Genomic DNA, 14103 nt, shown 5'->3' with positions numbered 1-14103 from the left:
CGGTCAGGAGTTTTTGGCCTTGGGGAAGCGGATTGGTGTTGTGGGATTTTGGGGACAGGAATTGTTTGAGTATTAGCTTAGGTGAACCAATTCGGAAAAATGAATTTAAAAACGGGGTTCCTTTTCTGCCTGGTAAGGGGAACTGTACCAGCAAACCCGTTGTGTTTTCGGAAACCTGAGAGTTTTCTGTCCTTAGCCTGATTTTGAACTGTATATTGTTACGAAAACGTGTAAAACAAATGTGTATATCCTTCCTTCTTTGTTCCCTTTAATTTAGACTACGCTTTTGCCAACAGAAGCTAATGATTTGTGATGGGTGTTATGGAATCTGAAAGTACACAGGAAGAATCAAAAGGCGGGTTTTTCTCGCGTTTGAAAAAAGGCCTTGTCAAGACCCGAAAAAATATCAGTGGGAGTCTTGAGAACCTGGTGCAGGGTCGAGCCAAAGTCGGCCCCGAACTGCTACAGGAGATTGAAGAGGCGTTGTTGGTATCCGATGCGGGGCTGGGCACCACCAGTAAAATTATTGAGGCACTTGAATCCGAGGTGTCGGAAAACCGGATCCGGGAATCTGACGAAGTCATGGCGCGTCTCAAAGCCATGATGGTCGAAATTCTGGAAGGACCGGGAAAAGAGACAGATTACTCAGAGCATGCGCCCTACGTGATCCTGGTCATTGGCATCAATGGGTCTGGCAAAACAACCACCATAGGGAAATTGGCCTCTCATTGGAATGATGGTGGTCATAAGGTATTGCTGGCTGCGGGAGATACTTTCCGGGCAGCGGCCATTGATCAGTTAAAAACCTGGGCAGACCGGACTGGAGTATCCATTATCAGCCAACCTCACGGTGCAGATCCTTCCGCTGTTGCCTTTGATGCCGTGCAAGCGGCAGTGTCCCGAAAGATGGACCGGGTATTGGTGGACACCGCCGGGCGTTTACAGACCAACGCCAACCTCATGGAAGAGTTAAAAAAGATCAAGCGCGTGATTGGCAAGGTTCATGAAGGGGCACCACACGCCACCTGGCTGGTGCTGGATGCCGGTATAGGTCAGAACAGTATTTCCCAGGCCAAACTGTTCCATGAAGCACTGGGAGTGGATGGCCTTATCATGACCAAACTAGACGGAACTTCCAAAGGCGGGGTGTTGCTCAACATCACCGACACGATGGGGCTGCCGGTAAAATTCATTGGAGTAGGGGAGGGTGCGGACGATTTGCAACCCTTCAACGCCTCAGAATTTGTTGATGCACTCCTGAGCCGCGATAGCGAAAACTAATCCAGAAAAAATGGAGGCGCCGGGCGGATTCGAACCGCCGATAAAGGTTTTGCAGACCTCTGCCTTAGCCACTTGGCCACGGCGCCGCTGGGTATGTTTTAGGGGGAAATGAGGGAAAGGAAGGAGCGGGAGAAGGGATTTGAACCCTCGACCTCAACCTTGGCAAGGTTGCACTCTACCACTGAGTTACTCCCGCATATTGCTTTGTAACTTCCTTTGATCGCGTACAATTATAGGGTCCCGACCCCGATTGTCAAACCCTAATTTTAACAAAGCTGAAGCTGCAAAGATGCAGATGGGTTTTTGTTCAGCTTTTGGACGGAAACCTGTTTTCGGTCCCCTTCATCAGCCGTGAAATGTTGGCATGATGCCGGATGATGACGAGAACCGCCACAACACTCGCCAGGGCTGCATAGGCCTGTTCCATAGAAAAAAAGAAAGCCAGAAGTGGAATAGTGGCCGCTGCCACTATTGAACTAAGAGAAACAAAATTCCACATCCAGAGGCTGACCCCAAATACAGCCATTGATGCCAACGTGGGGATCGGCATCAGGTAGAGAAAAATACCCAGGCCCGTGGCCACACCCTTGCCACCCCTGAATTTGAGGAAAACCGGGAACAGGTGGCCTAGAAAAGCGAGCAACCCGGCAATGGCTATGTGAACCGGATTGGTTTGGAGGGCATCGGCAAGTGCCACGGCTGCGACACCTTTCAATGCATCGCCAACAAGCGTGAGCACTCCGAGTTTTTTACCAAGAGTTCGCGCAACGTTGGTCGCTCCAATATTGCCACTTCCGTGCTTGCGCAAATCGACCTTGTTGAGGCGCGCGAAGATGACGCCAAAGGGAATCGATCCGAGCAGGTAGGCGGTGAGGCACAGAATGATAAGCAGGTTCATGGTGAGAATGGTGGTTTGAAATCAGACCAGGTGGTCTTCCATATGTTCTTCGTCGCTGCGGCTACGCAGCCGGGCTTTGGCCCGCTTTTCAATCTGACGGACCCGCTCCCGGGACAATCCGAGCTCTTTTCCAATTTCCTCCAGTGTTTTGGCATCCCCATTAAAACCAAAGCGGAGGCGGAGGATTTTTTCTTCCCGCTCATTGAGGTGTTTCAAAAGCGAGTTCACCTTGGCAGACAGGGATTCCCGCATCATCTGGTCATCGTAGGGAATAAACTCCGGGTTTTCGAGAAGGTCAATGTATTCGGTCACTTCATCTTTTTTTAGTGGAGTGTCGAGCGAAAGGTGGGTGCGGTAGGCACGCATGATGTTTTCAATTTCCTCGACACTGAGACCCATATCCTTTGCGACTTCTGCAGACGTGGGTTCGCGTTCCAGATCCTGCGCCATACTTGTGAATTTACGTTCTATTTTATAAAGTTTACCGGCTTGTTTGACGGGGAGTTTCACCGTGCCAGATTGTTCTGCCAGGAAATGAAGGATGGCCTGCCGAATCCACCAGACAGCATAGGTGATGAACTTGACGTGGTGACTTTCATCAAACCGCTTGGCAGCTTGAATGAGTCCAATATTGCCTTCTTCAATCAGGTCCTGCATTGGGACCCCGCAACCCCGGTAGCGGTTGGCAACAGTAACCACATATTTCAAATTACGCTTCACCAGCTCCTGCATGGATTGGGTATTGCCCTCACGAATCTGAATGGCCAGGTTGGCTTCTTCTTCACGCGACAAGGGTTTGAGCTGACTGATATCTGAAAGGTATTGGTTAAGGGTGTCGCCTGAGGATGAATTGGCCTCAGCTTTTTTGGACTTTTTTGAGGTGCGGGACACCTTCGATTTTGATTTCTTTTTGTCAGCCATTTGGGTTTTTCGCCCCACTGTCAGTTTATCTTAGCTGTCGTAAACGAGCCCGCGCATCTTGCCGAAATTCGCTTCGGGGGTGTTCCTTTAACAGCTTTTTATAATAGGTTTTGGCTTCCTGATAACTTTCCTCTTCGTAATACGACTCTCCCAGTAAAAAAATCACTTCATCCAGGAACCGTTGCTCAGGAAACTCCTCCAGAATAGTTTTGAACCGGAGAATTGCTGACTGGTAGGCATTGGTCCTGAAATAAAATCGCCCGACCTCCAGCTCATTCTGTGCCAGGTTGTCGATACATTCCTGAATTCTTTTCTGTCCTTTTTTAGAATAAGGCGATTTCGGGTAGATTTGCACCAGTTTTTCAAACTCGGATTTTGCTGCATGGGTAAAGCTCTGGTCTCTAAGTGAAATATCTATTTGCCTGAATTCGGCCATAGCCTTGAGGTATTGAGCCCGGGGAGCCAGTTTGTGTGCCGGGTAAAGTTCAACAAATCTATTTAAATTAAACTTTGCCTCCTGCCATTGCTCTTGTCTATAATGAACTTCCGCCAGCAACAGTTGGGAGATGATCCGCTCCTTACTGTCGGGAGAATCCTCCATTAACTGGGTCAGGCTATTCTGGGCATCTTCAAAGTTGTTATGCCTGATTTCATTTTTTGCCTTCTTAAGCAATTTCTGCGGTGGAATGAATTTTCGTTCTGTGCTGGTGCATCCAGATCCTGCGGCCCAGAAAATCAGGAAAAATCCCAGCCATATTGCGGTGTTTTTGTGTTGTAGAATCATCTCTAGTGGGGACGTTTGGAATTAAGCTGAAATTAGTTTACCATGGTTTAGCCAGTGATTTGTACTGCTGGGTCCTGCTCTTGTTTAAGTTTAAAAATAACAACTCATGAGACCTTTGCTATGTCGCTGCAAATATTGGCGACCTGAAAAAAGTGCTCACGAAAGGAAATAAATGACCAACCGGATTTTCCGGGTTTCAATTCCCGCCCTGGTTCTCACCTTCCTCGCAACAGCCTCATCCGCCCTGGCTCAACAAAAAGCTCCGGTCGTCACAACAAACTGGAGCCTGATTTCTATTTTCCAAAAAGGTGGATGGATGATGTACCCCATCACCTTGTGCTCGATTTTTGTTGTTGGGATCGGGATCGAGCGTGCCTACAGCCTTCGTCGTAAAAATATTATCAATCCCGATTTCCTTAGGAAAGTTCGTACCCACTGGAACTGGAAGGATATTCAGTTGGGCTTGCAGCTATGCAAGACTTACGACAATGCTCTGGCTCGAATTCTCAAAGCGGGGTTATTAAGGTTTGGTGGCAAGGTTGATGAAATTGAACGGGCGATTGAAGGTGCTGGCCAACACGAAGCCTCGCTCCTGACCTCTAACCTGAGATTACTGGGTGCAGTGGCGAATATCACCCCCATGCTCGGGTTGCTCGGTACGGTGTTCGGCATGATCAAGGCTTTCAACGTTATATCACAAAGCGGGACCGGAAACCCCGGGCTTGTTGCCAGTGGTATTTCTGAAGCTCTGATCACAACCGCTGCCGGTATGCTGGTGGGCATTCCTGCCCTGGCCTTGTACCATTATTTTCGAGGACGGATTGACAGCTTCGTTTTTGAAATGGAAGAGATATCAGTGCAATTGGTTGAAGAGTTGAATTACGAGATGGTCCGTAATAGAAAACTGGAACAACAAAAGGATGTCGAAGGCCGGGGTAGTAAATCCCGCGTTCCTTAGGTACTTAACGAGTCACCCATTATGCATTTTAAAAGAGAAGAAGAGGATAGTTTTGCGTTGGAACTCACCCCGTTGATCGACGTGGTGTTTTTGTTGCTCATTTTTTTCATGGTGTCCACCGCGTTTGTCGATTTTCCCCGCCGCATGGAAATTGCCTTGCCCACATCCAAGTCCTCATCCGAAGATAAGCAACCCAGCAAGATGGAAATCGAGATGACAGTCAATAAGCAGATTTTTCTCGATGGAAAACTGGTCACCATTTCCGAACTGGAAAAAAGGGTGACGGATCTCCCACGTCCCGAAAAACTGAATGTCCTGATCCGGGCCGACAAAAACCTGGATTTCGGAAACATAGTGGAGGTGATGGGGATACTTCAGAATGCGAAGGTTGTGGATATCGGGGTTGCTACTAAATAAGCAATCTTTCAAAAAATAATTTCAGATTACTTTTTTGGAGGTCTGGCAGGTCAGGATAATATTCGGGCCTGCGGTTTTCCTCGTGTCACAATCCAGTTATTCAGCCAACTGATTTCGTGGGGTTTTAGAAAAGCCAGGACGTGATGCGGAGTTGGATGGTCTTCGTCGTTGATCATCGTGCAATAGTTTCGTTCGACAAATGCCGCCACATGCGCCTTGAACTGAGGAAACTTGGGGTAAAGCTCGCAGAAAATTTCTGTGTGATATTCCTTGTCAGGGTTGTCCGGGTTAAACTTTTGCAGTTTGGGTGAAAGTTTTAAATTGAAATCTGCTTTGATTACAACTCCCACAGAGCCCTCCTTAGAGAAGAGTTTTTACGAGTCTATTTTGAGGGACACGATGGAACCGGGGCAAGCATTTATTTGGGAAAAGCGGGCTGAAAACAGGTGGTGGTTGAGTTGATTGCTTGTAAGTCCTTATAATATCAGCTGGCTACGCGATCCTTGTCGAGATTTTCGGCGCAATTTTTGCCTGATTAATGAAAGGGCCTTGTTGGAAATTTTTCCTGAGTTACCTCTGATCTGAACTGTTATTTCTGACCTCAAATGGGAAGTTTTGAATGAAACTTACAAAAATTGAATTAAAAAAAACTGACCAACTTTTGAAATTTATTGACCGAAGCCCGACTCCCTTTCATGCGGTGAATGAACTTGGAAACTTGCTTGGTGAAGCCGGCTTTGAACGAATTTGGGAGGAAGATTCATGGAACCTGAAAAAAGGCGGATGCTACTTCCTGACTCGAAATGAATCTTCCCTTATAGCATTTGCGGTTGGAACCAAGCCGGTAGAAGAAAACGGGTTTTGTATAGTCGGGGCACATACCGATAGTCCTAACCTGCGGCTAAAGCCCAACCCTGTTTATGATAATGCCGGTTACACTCAATTGGGTGTGGAGGTATATGGGGGTGCGTTGCTGGGAACCTGGACAGACCGGGATCTGGGGCTCTCAGGAAGGCTGGTTATAAAATCGAAAACCAGGGGAACCGAATCGAGGTTGATCAAAATAGACAGTCCTTTGTTGCGCATACCGCAACTGGCCATTCACCTCAATCGTAACGTCAATGAGAAAGGTTTGTTGCTGAATGCCCAGCAACATTTACCTCCTGTGTTTGGCTTGACGGGAGCAGGAAATAAACTGGAGCAGGATTTCCGCGAACTTATTGCCAGAGAAGCCAAAGTTAAATCAGCCGAGATTTTAGGTGTCGATCTGATGTTGCATGATATCCAACCCTCAGCTATTGGGGGTCCCAATGATGAATTTATTTTTGCTCCGCGACTGGACAATCTTGCTTCCTGCCATGCGGCGACTCTGGCGTTGATCGAGGCTCCAAAGAAGACGGCAGCCACTCGCGTTCTGGCTTTTTATGACAATGAAGAGGTTGGAAGCGAGACGGCGCAGGGAGGCGCCTCGCCGTTTTTAAGCGATACACTGGAACGGTTGACCCTGGGAACGGAAGATCCTCGCCAGGCTTACATGAGAGCCGTAGCCCAGTCCTTTTTTATTTCGGCGGACATGGCCCATGCGGTCCATCCCAATTATGCGGACATGCACGATTCAAGGCATTGGCCTGCAATAAATTCGGGACCGGTGATCAAGACAAACGCCGGACAGCGCTATGCCACTGACGGGGAAACCGGTGCCCGTTTTTCGACGCTGTGCCAGAAAGCGGAAATACCTGTTCAGCAATTCGCTATGCGATCAGATCTCCGTTGCGGCAGTACGATTGGGCCAATCACGGCAGCCAACCTTGGCATCAGAACTGTGGATATTGGCAACCCCATGTTGTCCATGCATTCCATCCGGGAGATGGCAGGGACAAAAGATCACCCAGCGCTGATCAGGGTGTTCAAGGAGTTTTTTAAAGGGGAGTTTTAAACTTTTGGAAAAATCCAGTTAAGCGGAAAAAATATACTGAAGGTTCAGCCTAAAGTACGCTTGATGGTTTCGATGATGCGTGAACTGATACGGCTCCAGCTCACACGTTCATCTTTGGAGACTTGAACTTCATTCCCGATAATCCACACGCTGGCAACCCCTTTGATTTTAAAAAGAGCTGAGGCAAGAGGGTTTTCCTGGGCAATATCAGGATTCGGGTAAGTGTCTCCGGTTCCCGGTGGCAGCAGTTCCCGGTCCAGTTTGAAAATCACGGAGTCGCTGTTGCGTGTTGTTTCCAATGTCACGTCTACGGTCATGGTGATGCCTTTTTTACTGAGTGTGTCATTAAAAATCGTTCAAATGCTAAACGAAATTTATACGGTGATCTTAAATAAGTCAATATTTTCTATTTTTCCGATTATTCTTTTTTGTAGCCAAATTTTTTCCGCGCCTGCTCCAGGGTCTCCTGGGTGGCCAAGGCCGGTTGTTTTAAACCCTGTGCCTCAAAAAGGCTGACAGCTTTTTCCAGATTTGCAATGACGAGCATCTTGAACGGCGGGCCTTTGTCGAAATTCAGGAAAGCCCAACCCAGATTGCCATGGGCTTCGGCGTTTTCCGGGTCGCGGTGAACGACGTAATTGAGGTGGCCGATGGCTTCCTCCCACCTCTCCATTAGATTGTAGATGTTTCCCAGGCTGAACCGGATATTCAGGTTGTCCGGTTCAAGTCGATGTGCTGCCTCAAATGCTCCTGCCGCCTGGGGGAATTGCCCAAGTCGCTTATAGGCGATACCCATATTGTAAAAAGGGCCTGTGGCGTCCGGGTTGATTCGAATGGCTTTCAGGTAAGCGTCGACAGCCGCATCATAATTCCCCTCACGGCTCAGTGTGTTTCCCTTGAGATACCAGTCGAGTGCCTCATCCGCATGTCCAGGGGAGACACACGCTAAAACGAAGAGCAGAGATAAAATATAGATCAAACGTTTCATGTTATCCCCTTCAGAGCCGTTGTGGTGTTCATAAAAATTTTAACCCAATCCAATCCGGGCCCGCAAGCACCTAAATGAGAGCCAAAGGTTTAAGTCTATTGACTGGCTTTTATCGGGAAGAAAGACAAAGAACTTTTGATGTATTGGCGTCAGTTATTAGATGAATCCCTTGTATTGACAACCAGATACCCAATAACGGTTCTCGTGCCGGGTCAGTTTGATCGAACACCCAAGCGCTCTGGAGATATTTTTGTCAGTTAACATGTCCTTTTTTTTCCCCTGGCTAAAGACTTCCCCTTTTTTCAGATAGAGAACATGGGTTATGGAAGGAAGAATTTCCTCAACGTGGTGTGTGACATAAATCAGGCGGGTTCCTGTTTGGGATAGCATTTCAAGAGCTGCCAGGAATCCTTCCCGGGTAGGGATATCAAGACCTGCACAGGGTTCATCCAGCACCAGTAGTTCCGGTTTGGCCACCAGGGCCCTGGCAAGCAAAACTCTCCGCTGCTCACCGTAGGAAAGGGAATAAAAATGTTTACGTGCTAGAGCCGCAATACCAAGGAACCTCATCATTTCCTTTGCAGACCGGGTTTGCTGTGAAGTTTCCTTTTCCCACAAACCAATGGTTGAAAAAAAACCTGTGATCACTACCTCCAGAGCCGTGGGATTTTGGTCGTAGTTTTGCTGGAATTCAGCTGAAACAAATCCAATACGTTCCCTGATTTCAGCCAGGCCACGCCAGACGTGGGAACCAAACCAGGAAACGCGGCCTCCTTCCAGCGGTAGCAGTTCTCCAAAAATCAGTTTCAACAGTGTGGTTTTGCCGGAGCCGTTATTTCCAAACAGAACCCAGTTTTCCTTGGGGCGGTGGGTCCAGGAAACGTTTTTCAGTGCGGTGTGGTTTTTTAGAACAACGGTAGCATTTTCGATTTGGATTAGAAAACGGGGCATGGCCGGGATCAGGCGAGTTGCTGGGCGGTACCGTTGACAAAATCGACCAGCGGGGAATCGGGTCGATACAGGATACGATTGACAGCTGCGTATTCCTGGCTGATCCGGAACAGGTTTTTCAGCGGAAACCCAAGCAGGTCGCAAAGCACCACACGATTGACCCCACCGTGGGCCACAATGGCGATAGTTTCTCCCAGATGTTTCTGGGCAATTTCATGAAAGCGGGGCAGGACACGGTTGGACAGGTCCAGAAAAGATTCACCGCCGTCGGCCTGAAATGTATCCGGGTTTTGAAACCGTTGTTCAAGCATACCGGGGTGTTTTTCATTCAATTCCTTGACTGACATCCCTTCCCATTTACCAAATGAGAGCTCTCTAAGCTCCGGACAGTAGGAAGGTGTCAGGTCATGCGGGTTGGATATCAGGTCAGCCCCTTCGCTTGTGCGCTTGAGATCACTGGAGTAAACCGCATTAACAGGAAACGCGGAAAACTGGTTTGCCAACACCTGCGACTGGGCACGACCCCGGTCCGAGAGATCAACATCGAAATGTCCATTGAGGCAGATGTTGTGTGCGTTGGCAACCTCTCCATGCCTCATCAGGTACAAGGTGCATAGAGATGGGTCTGCTTGTGTATTTGGGTCAGGAATATAGGACACGATAGTTCGGTGAGGTTAAAACCAAAAAAAAAGATGGCAGAAAGATTCTGCCATCTTCTTAAGTATACGGTTCACACCCTTATTGCCAGGAACCTGTTCACCAGCTAACAGGGGTCAGAAACTTTCTGGATCAACCACCACCAGAGGTGAAGGGCCAGAAACATCCGAGGTAGCAGTACTTCAGACCCTGGACTTTCATGAGGGCGTTGTTGATACCGAAGTAGTACAGGAACATCGCAGCTTGTGCAATAACGTACCAGACGATAGCAACACCCATGTTTCCTTTTTTGGGTTCGTCTTCGATAATTTCGTCTTGTGCCATGGAAATGGGTTCTCCACTAAAAGTTAAAAAATTCTTTTAAATAGATTGTGTCAGGTTACCGCCAAACGGAAGCAAACCAGTAGAAAAACCAGAGACAGAACACGCAAGTGGCGATGTAAATATAGGGACCGGATTTTTCTTTAAATTTTTGCAGCATTCGGCTTTCCTTGAATTAGATTAATGATTTAGCAGTTTTGCAAAATCTGGTAATCGCTTGTAGCTGATTAACCGCCCGGTGGCAAACCGATTAAGAAAACAGCCCTTTATTCTTGACACTCCGCATTTGCGGGTGATAGTTTACGCTAACTTTTTAACTAATGAGGAGCTTATGGCCAGCAAAGACGGAAAACTGTTTGATACTATTGTTTTGATAGGTCTGGGTGTTAATGGCCTGATGGCACTCTATCTCCTGCTCATGTATTTCGAAGTCATCTGAACGGGCGAAATTTATCATAGCCCCAGTGATTGGTCAAGGGTAAAAATCAACCACCCTCATTCCAGGGGGCACCCTCTAACTCCCCGGATTTGACCGTTTTAACTGCCTGCCGGGTTTGCCGGGTAAAATACATAAAGCATCAGGTAGGTGGCTGTACTGGTGCATAAAATGAGTGCAAAAACCACCATGGTAATTCGGCCTAAAATCCGGTGCCGTGTGGCACCATCCGGCAACAGTTTCTCGATCAGTTTTTCAATACTGACTATGAGCACAAAGGTTAGAAATATAAGGCCATAGGCCATTTGTGCCTGCCAGGGGAACTGATCTCTTGCAACCCATTGCAGGAGGTGGTTGGCTGCCCCAATGCCAAGAATTCCCAAAACCAGCCGCCTGAATTTCTGTGGGGAAACCTTCATTGGTCCCGATTTCAAGGCCCATTCCCCATTTTCTTTATTGCTCGCCCGAAACCCCTCCCAGATCATATAGAAAGTGAGAATAAAACCAAACAGCACCAGAATCAGGTGTGTATTTAATACAGGGAGAAATACGCCCTCGTAGGTTTCCACGGGGCCCCCAAACCCTTCCTTGCCCTCAAATGCCAGTGCTCCCAATGACCGTGCATAATAATAACCCACGAAGTACAGGACCATGGAAACCATGGAGATCAGGATCAGCTTGTGGTGACGGGTACCGTACCCTTTTTTAGCCATGCCCCAGGCAATAAGAAACAGCGTGGTGAACACGACAGCCAGAAGATAGCTGATGTCTGCCCCTATCGTTCCGGTGCTGACAATAAAACCAGGAGTTTTTAAGAATTCATTCATGATAGTGGGGACAAAGTTGGGTCAGCTGTCGCTTTTGCCAAGGATCAAGGTTCCGCCGTAAAACTCTCCGATCCCCAGGATTGTCCAGTAGAGCAGGGTCTCCATACCCATGGTTGTGAAAAACTGGAACACCACCAGGGTGATGGTGGCCATCCCGAGCAATTGCAGGGCACGGCCGAAAAAATAGCGGACGGAGTTCATGGCCTGAGTTATTTTTTCAGTTGGGCTCGAATGGTTTTGTTCGCTTCCATGAGCTGATTGATGTGATTCAATCCAAAATTGTAGATGGTTTCGCGAACTTGTTTTAGCACGATCCCCCCTGCAATTGTCATCGCCCCTGTGGATTGAGGCAGGTTTTCTTCCTTGGGATCATTTCGTACTGTTTCGTATTCGTCCTGAACTTTTTTATCATTAAACAAGTCGTCCAAGGGATAGCTGTAAAGTAGCTTGACGTAGTCGCGCTCCTTCTCACTGTCTTTTTTGGAGTCCCAAACAATATTTTCCATTTCGATAGAGACCGGCTTGTCTTTTTCTGAATTGACTTTGTTTTTTATCTCCAGAAAATAATTTTTCATTTCATCGTCATCTTTGATCTCGTCTTGGGGAATTTTGGAACTGATTTCAAACTCCAGGGAGTTCCCATTGAGATGCGGGCGGCTGATCTCATAAGTGATGTTTGCACTGTTAAAGCGGCGGCCTTTCTTTTTGGTGTATTTTGTTTGCAAAGTTTCAATCAGTCCGTTGATTGCATCAGTTGCGGCCTGATTGAATAAAATGCCTTTCAATGTTGACATGTACTCCTCCTAAACGGCTATCATTATCGAAAAAATCAGAATGACGGTCTTGGGTGTGGAAAGACCGGTAAGTTCAGTTTGAAATTGCCAAACCTGCATTATGTCTCAAAACCCCAGTCAAGAAAACCCCCTGTTTAAGTCAGGAGGTATGCAATTGGGTTACAGGTCGGATGTTTTCTGGTCGGATGGGATCGAGGCCTCCTTAATGGGGGCTTCTTTTTCCTGGTTTTTCATGAAATTGGGGGCTCCATTATCCTGGAAAGTATAACGTATCTGTACGCAGCCCGGTTCCTTGTTGGCACAATAAAACCCGAGAAACTGGACCTTGGCATACCGGCCATCGGCCGCCTTCACAATATAAACGTGTTTGCGGGGGGTCAGCTTGTGCGTAATATAGTTGTAACTATACCATTGAGCCAGTGCCTCGTTTTTGGTTTCGGTACGGGTCGACTGGTCGGCCACAAAGGGCCGGTTCGGTACCTGGTCAACGGAATCAAAGTCGACTTCACCGAGATCAAGCACTCCTCCCTTACCAAATTTGTTGGTTGCGCCTCCATTGGTCAATACGTTTCCGCGGCGAAACGCAAGGTCCCACTCCCGTGAACTCTTGTCAAATATATCGACCTGCTTGCCACGGGAAAAGTCGAAATAGGTCCAATCTTCTTCAGAGGTCGCATTTATCATGGCAAACTTGGACTCCTTTAAATGGGAAGGAGGCTGAGGTTTGGCTTCCTCATTCGCTTCCATAAATGCGGGAGCTTTGCGGCGCGGCTCTACGCTTGAGGAACCCATGAACTCATTTAACTGAACGAATTTATGAGGCAGCCAGAACAGCCCCATAAGCAACAAGGAGATGCAAAGGTTGAGGATGAAAAGGTTGCGCCACATTTTGCGCTTTTTTTCTTTCTCCGGATCTTTAGGCTCCGCTAAAGTAGCTGATTGTTGGAAAGGTTCGCTCATGATGATCTTCTCGCTTTACTTGCCTGATGATGTGATTTTTGTTTCAGAAAAATCCTTGAGGACTTTACTGACAACCATTTGGGTGAATTCCCGTTTGTTAAGCCAACGCAGTTTTCCGAACTGGATATTGCGAATGGAAGGCTTCTGGGATCCTACAAAGCGCGCACCCCAAATTGCTTCGCCGGTCCTGGTGCTAATAAGATAGGCACCAAACTCCAGCGCCACCCCGGGGCTTCGTGATGGTTTGTTGTCCTGATCGTAAAAAGTATTGCCGTAGCGGGTCACTGCGCCGATCATGACGGCATCAATTTTGTCTGCAGAATAAGGCAAGTCGTAGGTGGTGGTGCTTTGTGCATTCACCTTGCCAGCTTTCAGCGCCTGTGGAGAATTACCAGACGTGGTTGCTCCGGAATTGCGAAGACTCTCAGGAGTGGTCATCATCTTCATCTGGTATTCTTCAACCATTTTTTTTGGGTGAATAACCGCGTACCTGCCAGCGGTTTCCAATTCAGAGGATACGTGTTCCGCAACCAGGCTGCCGGCCTCTTCGTTCTTGTCCATTCCTTTGGTTTTATTTTCAAACTTGATGACCCCAATACGCCTCACGCCCTTAAATGCTTCAGGGTTGAATACCTTGCTTTGAACCTGATCATCCGGCTCAACTTCAAGAAGTTGCTTGTAGTAGAGAGGATATCGGTCCTCTTTCATGAATTTTTCAAGATACTCGGGGTACGGGTGATCCAGGTTGAGTTTTGGGTTTAAAGTCGGGTTCAACTCTTTCAACATCGGTTCATGAGACTGATTGGTCGGGTTGTAGGTATGCGAATCGTAAATGGGGCGACGCGAACCGTCGTCAATTTCAAAAGCATCGCCGATAGGGATTCCAAGAGCAGGGGAACCCCAGATGGTTGTGATTAGAAAAAGTGAGCCGAAAATCAGTGGCTGGCAGGATTTGTGTTTTGTTTGCATAGGGT

At 47.7% G+C, this 14103-nt stretch carries 18 protein-coding genes and 2 tRNA genes; 4 read left to right on the top strand and 16 right to left on the bottom strand.

From position 1 onward, the window contains the following. Window positions 1-312 precede the first annotated feature (312 nt). Complete coding sequence (gene ftsY / locus G3M70_00400) at window positions 313-1281, top strand: signal recognition particle-docking protein FtsY (GenBank protein ID QPJ60428.1); 969 nt, start codon at window positions 313-315, stop codon at window positions 1279-1281. An 11-nt stretch (window positions 1282-1292) separates the two neighbouring features. Here ftsY and G3M70_00395 read toward each other — a convergent pair. From G3M70_00395 to G3M70_00375, 5 genes are all read right to left on the bottom strand, one after another. After that, window positions 1293-1367: transfer RNA gene (locus G3M70_00395), tRNA-Cys, on the bottom strand. Between the two features lie 38 nt (window positions 1368-1405). Next, window positions 1406-1477: transfer RNA gene (locus G3M70_00390), tRNA-Gly, on the bottom strand. A gap of 111 nt (window positions 1478-1588) precedes the next feature. Next, entirely contained in the window at window positions 1589-2179 is a 591-nt protein-coding gene (gene plsY / locus G3M70_00385) for a glycerol-3-phosphate 1-O-acyltransferase PlsY (GenBank protein ID QPJ60427.1), read from the bottom strand. A gap of 21 nt (window positions 2180-2200) precedes the next feature. Then, on the bottom strand, window positions 2201-3100 hold the full coding sequence (locus G3M70_00380; GenBank protein QPJ60426.1) for an RNA polymerase sigma factor RpoD/SigA: 900 nt from the start codon (window positions 3098-3100) through the stop codon (window positions 2201-2203). 25 nt (window positions 3101-3125) lie between these two features. Beyond that, window positions 3126-3884 carry an outer membrane protein assembly factor BamD gene (locus tag G3M70_00375; protein QPJ60425.1) on the bottom strand — a complete coding sequence of 253 codons (759 nt, stop codon included), beginning with the start codon at window positions 3882-3884 and terminating at the stop codon, window positions 3126-3128. A 172-nt stretch (window positions 3885-4056) separates the two neighbouring features. Between G3M70_00375 and G3M70_00370 the strand changes: the two genes are divergently transcribed. Both G3M70_00370 and G3M70_00365 read left to right on the top strand, forming a co-directional pair. Continuing rightward, entirely contained in the window at window positions 4057-4842 is a 786-nt protein-coding gene (locus G3M70_00370) for a MotA/TolQ/ExbB proton channel family protein (protein QPJ60424.1), read from the top strand. Between the two features lie 21 nt (window positions 4843-4863). Further along, on the top strand, window positions 4864-5259 hold the full coding sequence (locus G3M70_00365; GenBank protein QPJ60423.1) for a biopolymer transporter ExbD: 396 nt from the start codon (window positions 4864-4866) through the stop codon (window positions 5257-5259). 50 nt (window positions 5260-5309) lie between these two features. Here the strand turns inward: G3M70_00365 and G3M70_00360 are convergent, their stop codons facing one another. After that, window positions 5310-5609: a hypothetical protein gene (locus G3M70_00360; protein ID QPJ60422.1), complete on the bottom strand. Its 300-nt coding sequence runs from the start codon at window positions 5607-5609 to the stop codon at window positions 5310-5312. 269 nt (window positions 5610-5878) lie between these two features. Here G3M70_00360 and G3M70_00355 point away from each other — a divergent pair, with 269 nt between their 5' ends. Continuing rightward, on the top strand, window positions 5879-7195 hold the full coding sequence (locus tag G3M70_00355) for a M18 family aminopeptidase (protein QPJ60421.1): 1317 nt from the start codon (window positions 5879-5881) through the stop codon (window positions 7193-7195). 44 nt (window positions 7196-7239) lie between these two features. Here the strand turns inward: G3M70_00355 and G3M70_00350 are convergent, their stop codons facing one another. The 10 genes from G3M70_00350 to G3M70_00305 all read right to left on the bottom strand — a co-directional run bounded on the left by G3M70_00350 (window position 7240) and on the right by G3M70_00305 (window position 14098). Next, a complete protein-coding gene (locus G3M70_00350) occupies window positions 7240-7512 on the bottom strand; it encodes a hypothetical protein (GenBank protein QPJ60420.1) in 273 nt (90 codons plus the stop codon). Window positions 7513-7613: 101 nt separating this feature from the next. After that, window positions 7614-8183, bottom strand: a complete 570-nt coding sequence (locus G3M70_00345) for a tetratricopeptide repeat protein (GenBank protein QPJ60419.1) — start codon at window positions 8181-8183, stop codon at window positions 7614-7616. A 156-nt stretch (window positions 8184-8339) separates the two neighbouring features. Next, a complete protein-coding gene (locus G3M70_00340; protein QPJ60418.1) occupies window positions 8340-9134 on the bottom strand; it encodes an ATP-binding cassette domain-containing protein in 795 nt (264 codons plus the stop codon). A gap of 8 nt (window positions 9135-9142) precedes the next feature. Then, window positions 9143-9733 carry a histidine phosphatase family protein gene (locus G3M70_00335; protein ID QPJ63655.1) on the bottom strand — a complete coding sequence of 197 codons (591 nt, stop codon included), beginning with the start codon at window positions 9731-9733 and terminating at the stop codon, window positions 9143-9145. A 190-nt stretch (window positions 9734-9923) separates the two neighbouring features. Then, window positions 9924-10115: a hypothetical protein gene (locus G3M70_00330; GenBank protein ID QPJ60355.1), complete on the bottom strand. Its 192-nt coding sequence runs from the start codon at window positions 10113-10115 to the stop codon at window positions 9924-9926. Between the two features lie 534 nt (window positions 10116-10649). Continuing rightward, window positions 10650-11375 (bottom strand): DUF420 domain-containing protein, encoded by a 726-nt coding sequence (locus G3M70_00325; GenBank protein ID QPJ60417.1) that lies wholly within the window; start codon window positions 11373-11375, stop codon window positions 10650-10652. Between the two features lie 21 nt (window positions 11376-11396). Further along, entirely contained in the window at window positions 11397-11576 is a 180-nt protein-coding gene (locus G3M70_00320) for a hypothetical protein (GenBank protein ID QPJ60416.1), read from the bottom strand. Between the two features lie 8 nt (window positions 11577-11584). Beyond that, window positions 11585-12169, bottom strand: coding sequence for a hypothetical protein (locus G3M70_00315; protein QPJ60415.1), 585 nt, complete (start codon window positions 12167-12169; stop codon window positions 11585-11587). A gap of 159 nt (window positions 12170-12328) precedes the next feature. Beyond that, a complete protein-coding gene (locus G3M70_00310; protein QPJ60414.1) occupies window positions 12329-13129 on the bottom strand; it encodes a hypothetical protein in 801 nt (266 codons plus the stop codon). A gap of 15 nt (window positions 13130-13144) precedes the next feature. After that, window positions 13145-14098 (bottom strand): hypothetical protein, encoded by a 954-nt coding sequence (locus G3M70_00305; GenBank protein QPJ60413.1) that lies wholly within the window; start codon window positions 14096-14098, stop codon window positions 13145-13147. Between the last annotated feature and the right edge of the window lie 5 nt (window positions 14099-14103).

Source organism: Candidatus Nitronauta litoralis (assembly GCA_015698285.1).
Taxonomy (GTDB): Bacteria; Nitrospinota; Nitrospinia; order Nitrospinales; family Nitrospinaceae; genus Nitronauta; species Nitronauta litoralis.
The sequence above is the reverse complement of the archived record's forward strand: the minus strand, read 5'-3'. Positions and strand labels throughout refer to the sequence as shown.

Excerpts from the sequence above, each read along its gene's own strand:
- ftsY (QPJ60428.1), top strand. The coding sequence starts at position 313 with ATGGGTGTTATGGAATCTGAAAGTACACAGGAAGAATCAAAAGGCGGG.
- plsY (QPJ60427.1), bottom strand. The coding sequence starts at position 2,179 with ATGAACCTGCTTATCATTCTGTGCCTCACCGCCTACCTGCTCGGATCG.
- G3M70_00380 (QPJ60426.1), bottom strand. The coding sequence starts at position 3,100 with ATGGCTGACAAAAAGAAATCAAAATCGAAGGTGTCCCGCACCTCAAAA.
- G3M70_00375 (QPJ60425.1), bottom strand. The coding sequence starts at position 3,884 with ATGATTCTACAACACAAAAACACCGCAATATGGCTGGGATTTTTCCTG.
- G3M70_00370 (QPJ60424.1), top strand. The coding sequence starts at position 4,057 with ATGACCAACCGGATTTTCCGGGTTTCAATTCCCGCCCTGGTTCTCACC.
- G3M70_00365 (QPJ60423.1), top strand. The coding sequence starts at position 4,864 with ATGCATTTTAAAAGAGAAGAAGAGGATAGTTTTGCGTTGGAACTCACC.
- G3M70_00355 (QPJ60421.1), top strand. The coding sequence starts at position 5,879 with ATGAAACTTACAAAAATTGAATTAAAAAAAACTGACCAACTTTTGAAA.
- G3M70_00350 (QPJ60420.1), bottom strand. The coding sequence starts at position 7,512 with ATGACCGTAGACGTGACATTGGAAACAACACGCAACAGCGACTCCGTG.
- G3M70_00345 (QPJ60419.1), bottom strand. The coding sequence starts at position 8,183 with ATGAAACGTTTGATCTATATTTTATCTCTGCTCTTCGTTTTAGCGTGT.
- G3M70_00340 (QPJ60418.1), bottom strand. The coding sequence starts at position 9,134 with ATGCCCCGTTTTCTAATCCAAATCGAAAATGCTACCGTTGTTCTAAAA.
- G3M70_00335 (QPJ63655.1), bottom strand. The coding sequence starts at position 9,733 with ATGAGGCATGGAGAGGTTGCCAACGCACACAACATCTGCCTCAATGGA.
- G3M70_00330 (QPJ60355.1), bottom strand. The coding sequence starts at position 10,115 with ATGGCACAAGACGAAATTATCGAAGACGAACCCAAAAAAGGAAACATG.
- G3M70_00325 (QPJ60417.1), bottom strand. The coding sequence starts at position 11,375 with ATGAATGAATTCTTAAAAACTCCTGGTTTTATTGTCAGCACCGGAACG.
- G3M70_00320 (QPJ60416.1), bottom strand. The coding sequence starts at position 11,576 with ATGAACTCCGTCCGCTATTTTTTCGGCCGTGCCCTGCAATTGCTCGGG.
- G3M70_00315 (QPJ60415.1), bottom strand. The coding sequence starts at position 12,169 with ATGTCAACATTGAAAGGCATTTTATTCAATCAGGCCGCAACTGATGCA.
- G3M70_00310 (QPJ60414.1), bottom strand. The coding sequence starts at position 13,129 with ATGAGCGAACCTTTCCAACAATCAGCTACTTTAGCGGAGCCTAAAGAT.
- G3M70_00305 (QPJ60413.1), bottom strand. The coding sequence starts at position 14,098 with ATGCAAACAAAACACAAATCCTGCCAGCCACTGATTTTCGGCTCACTT.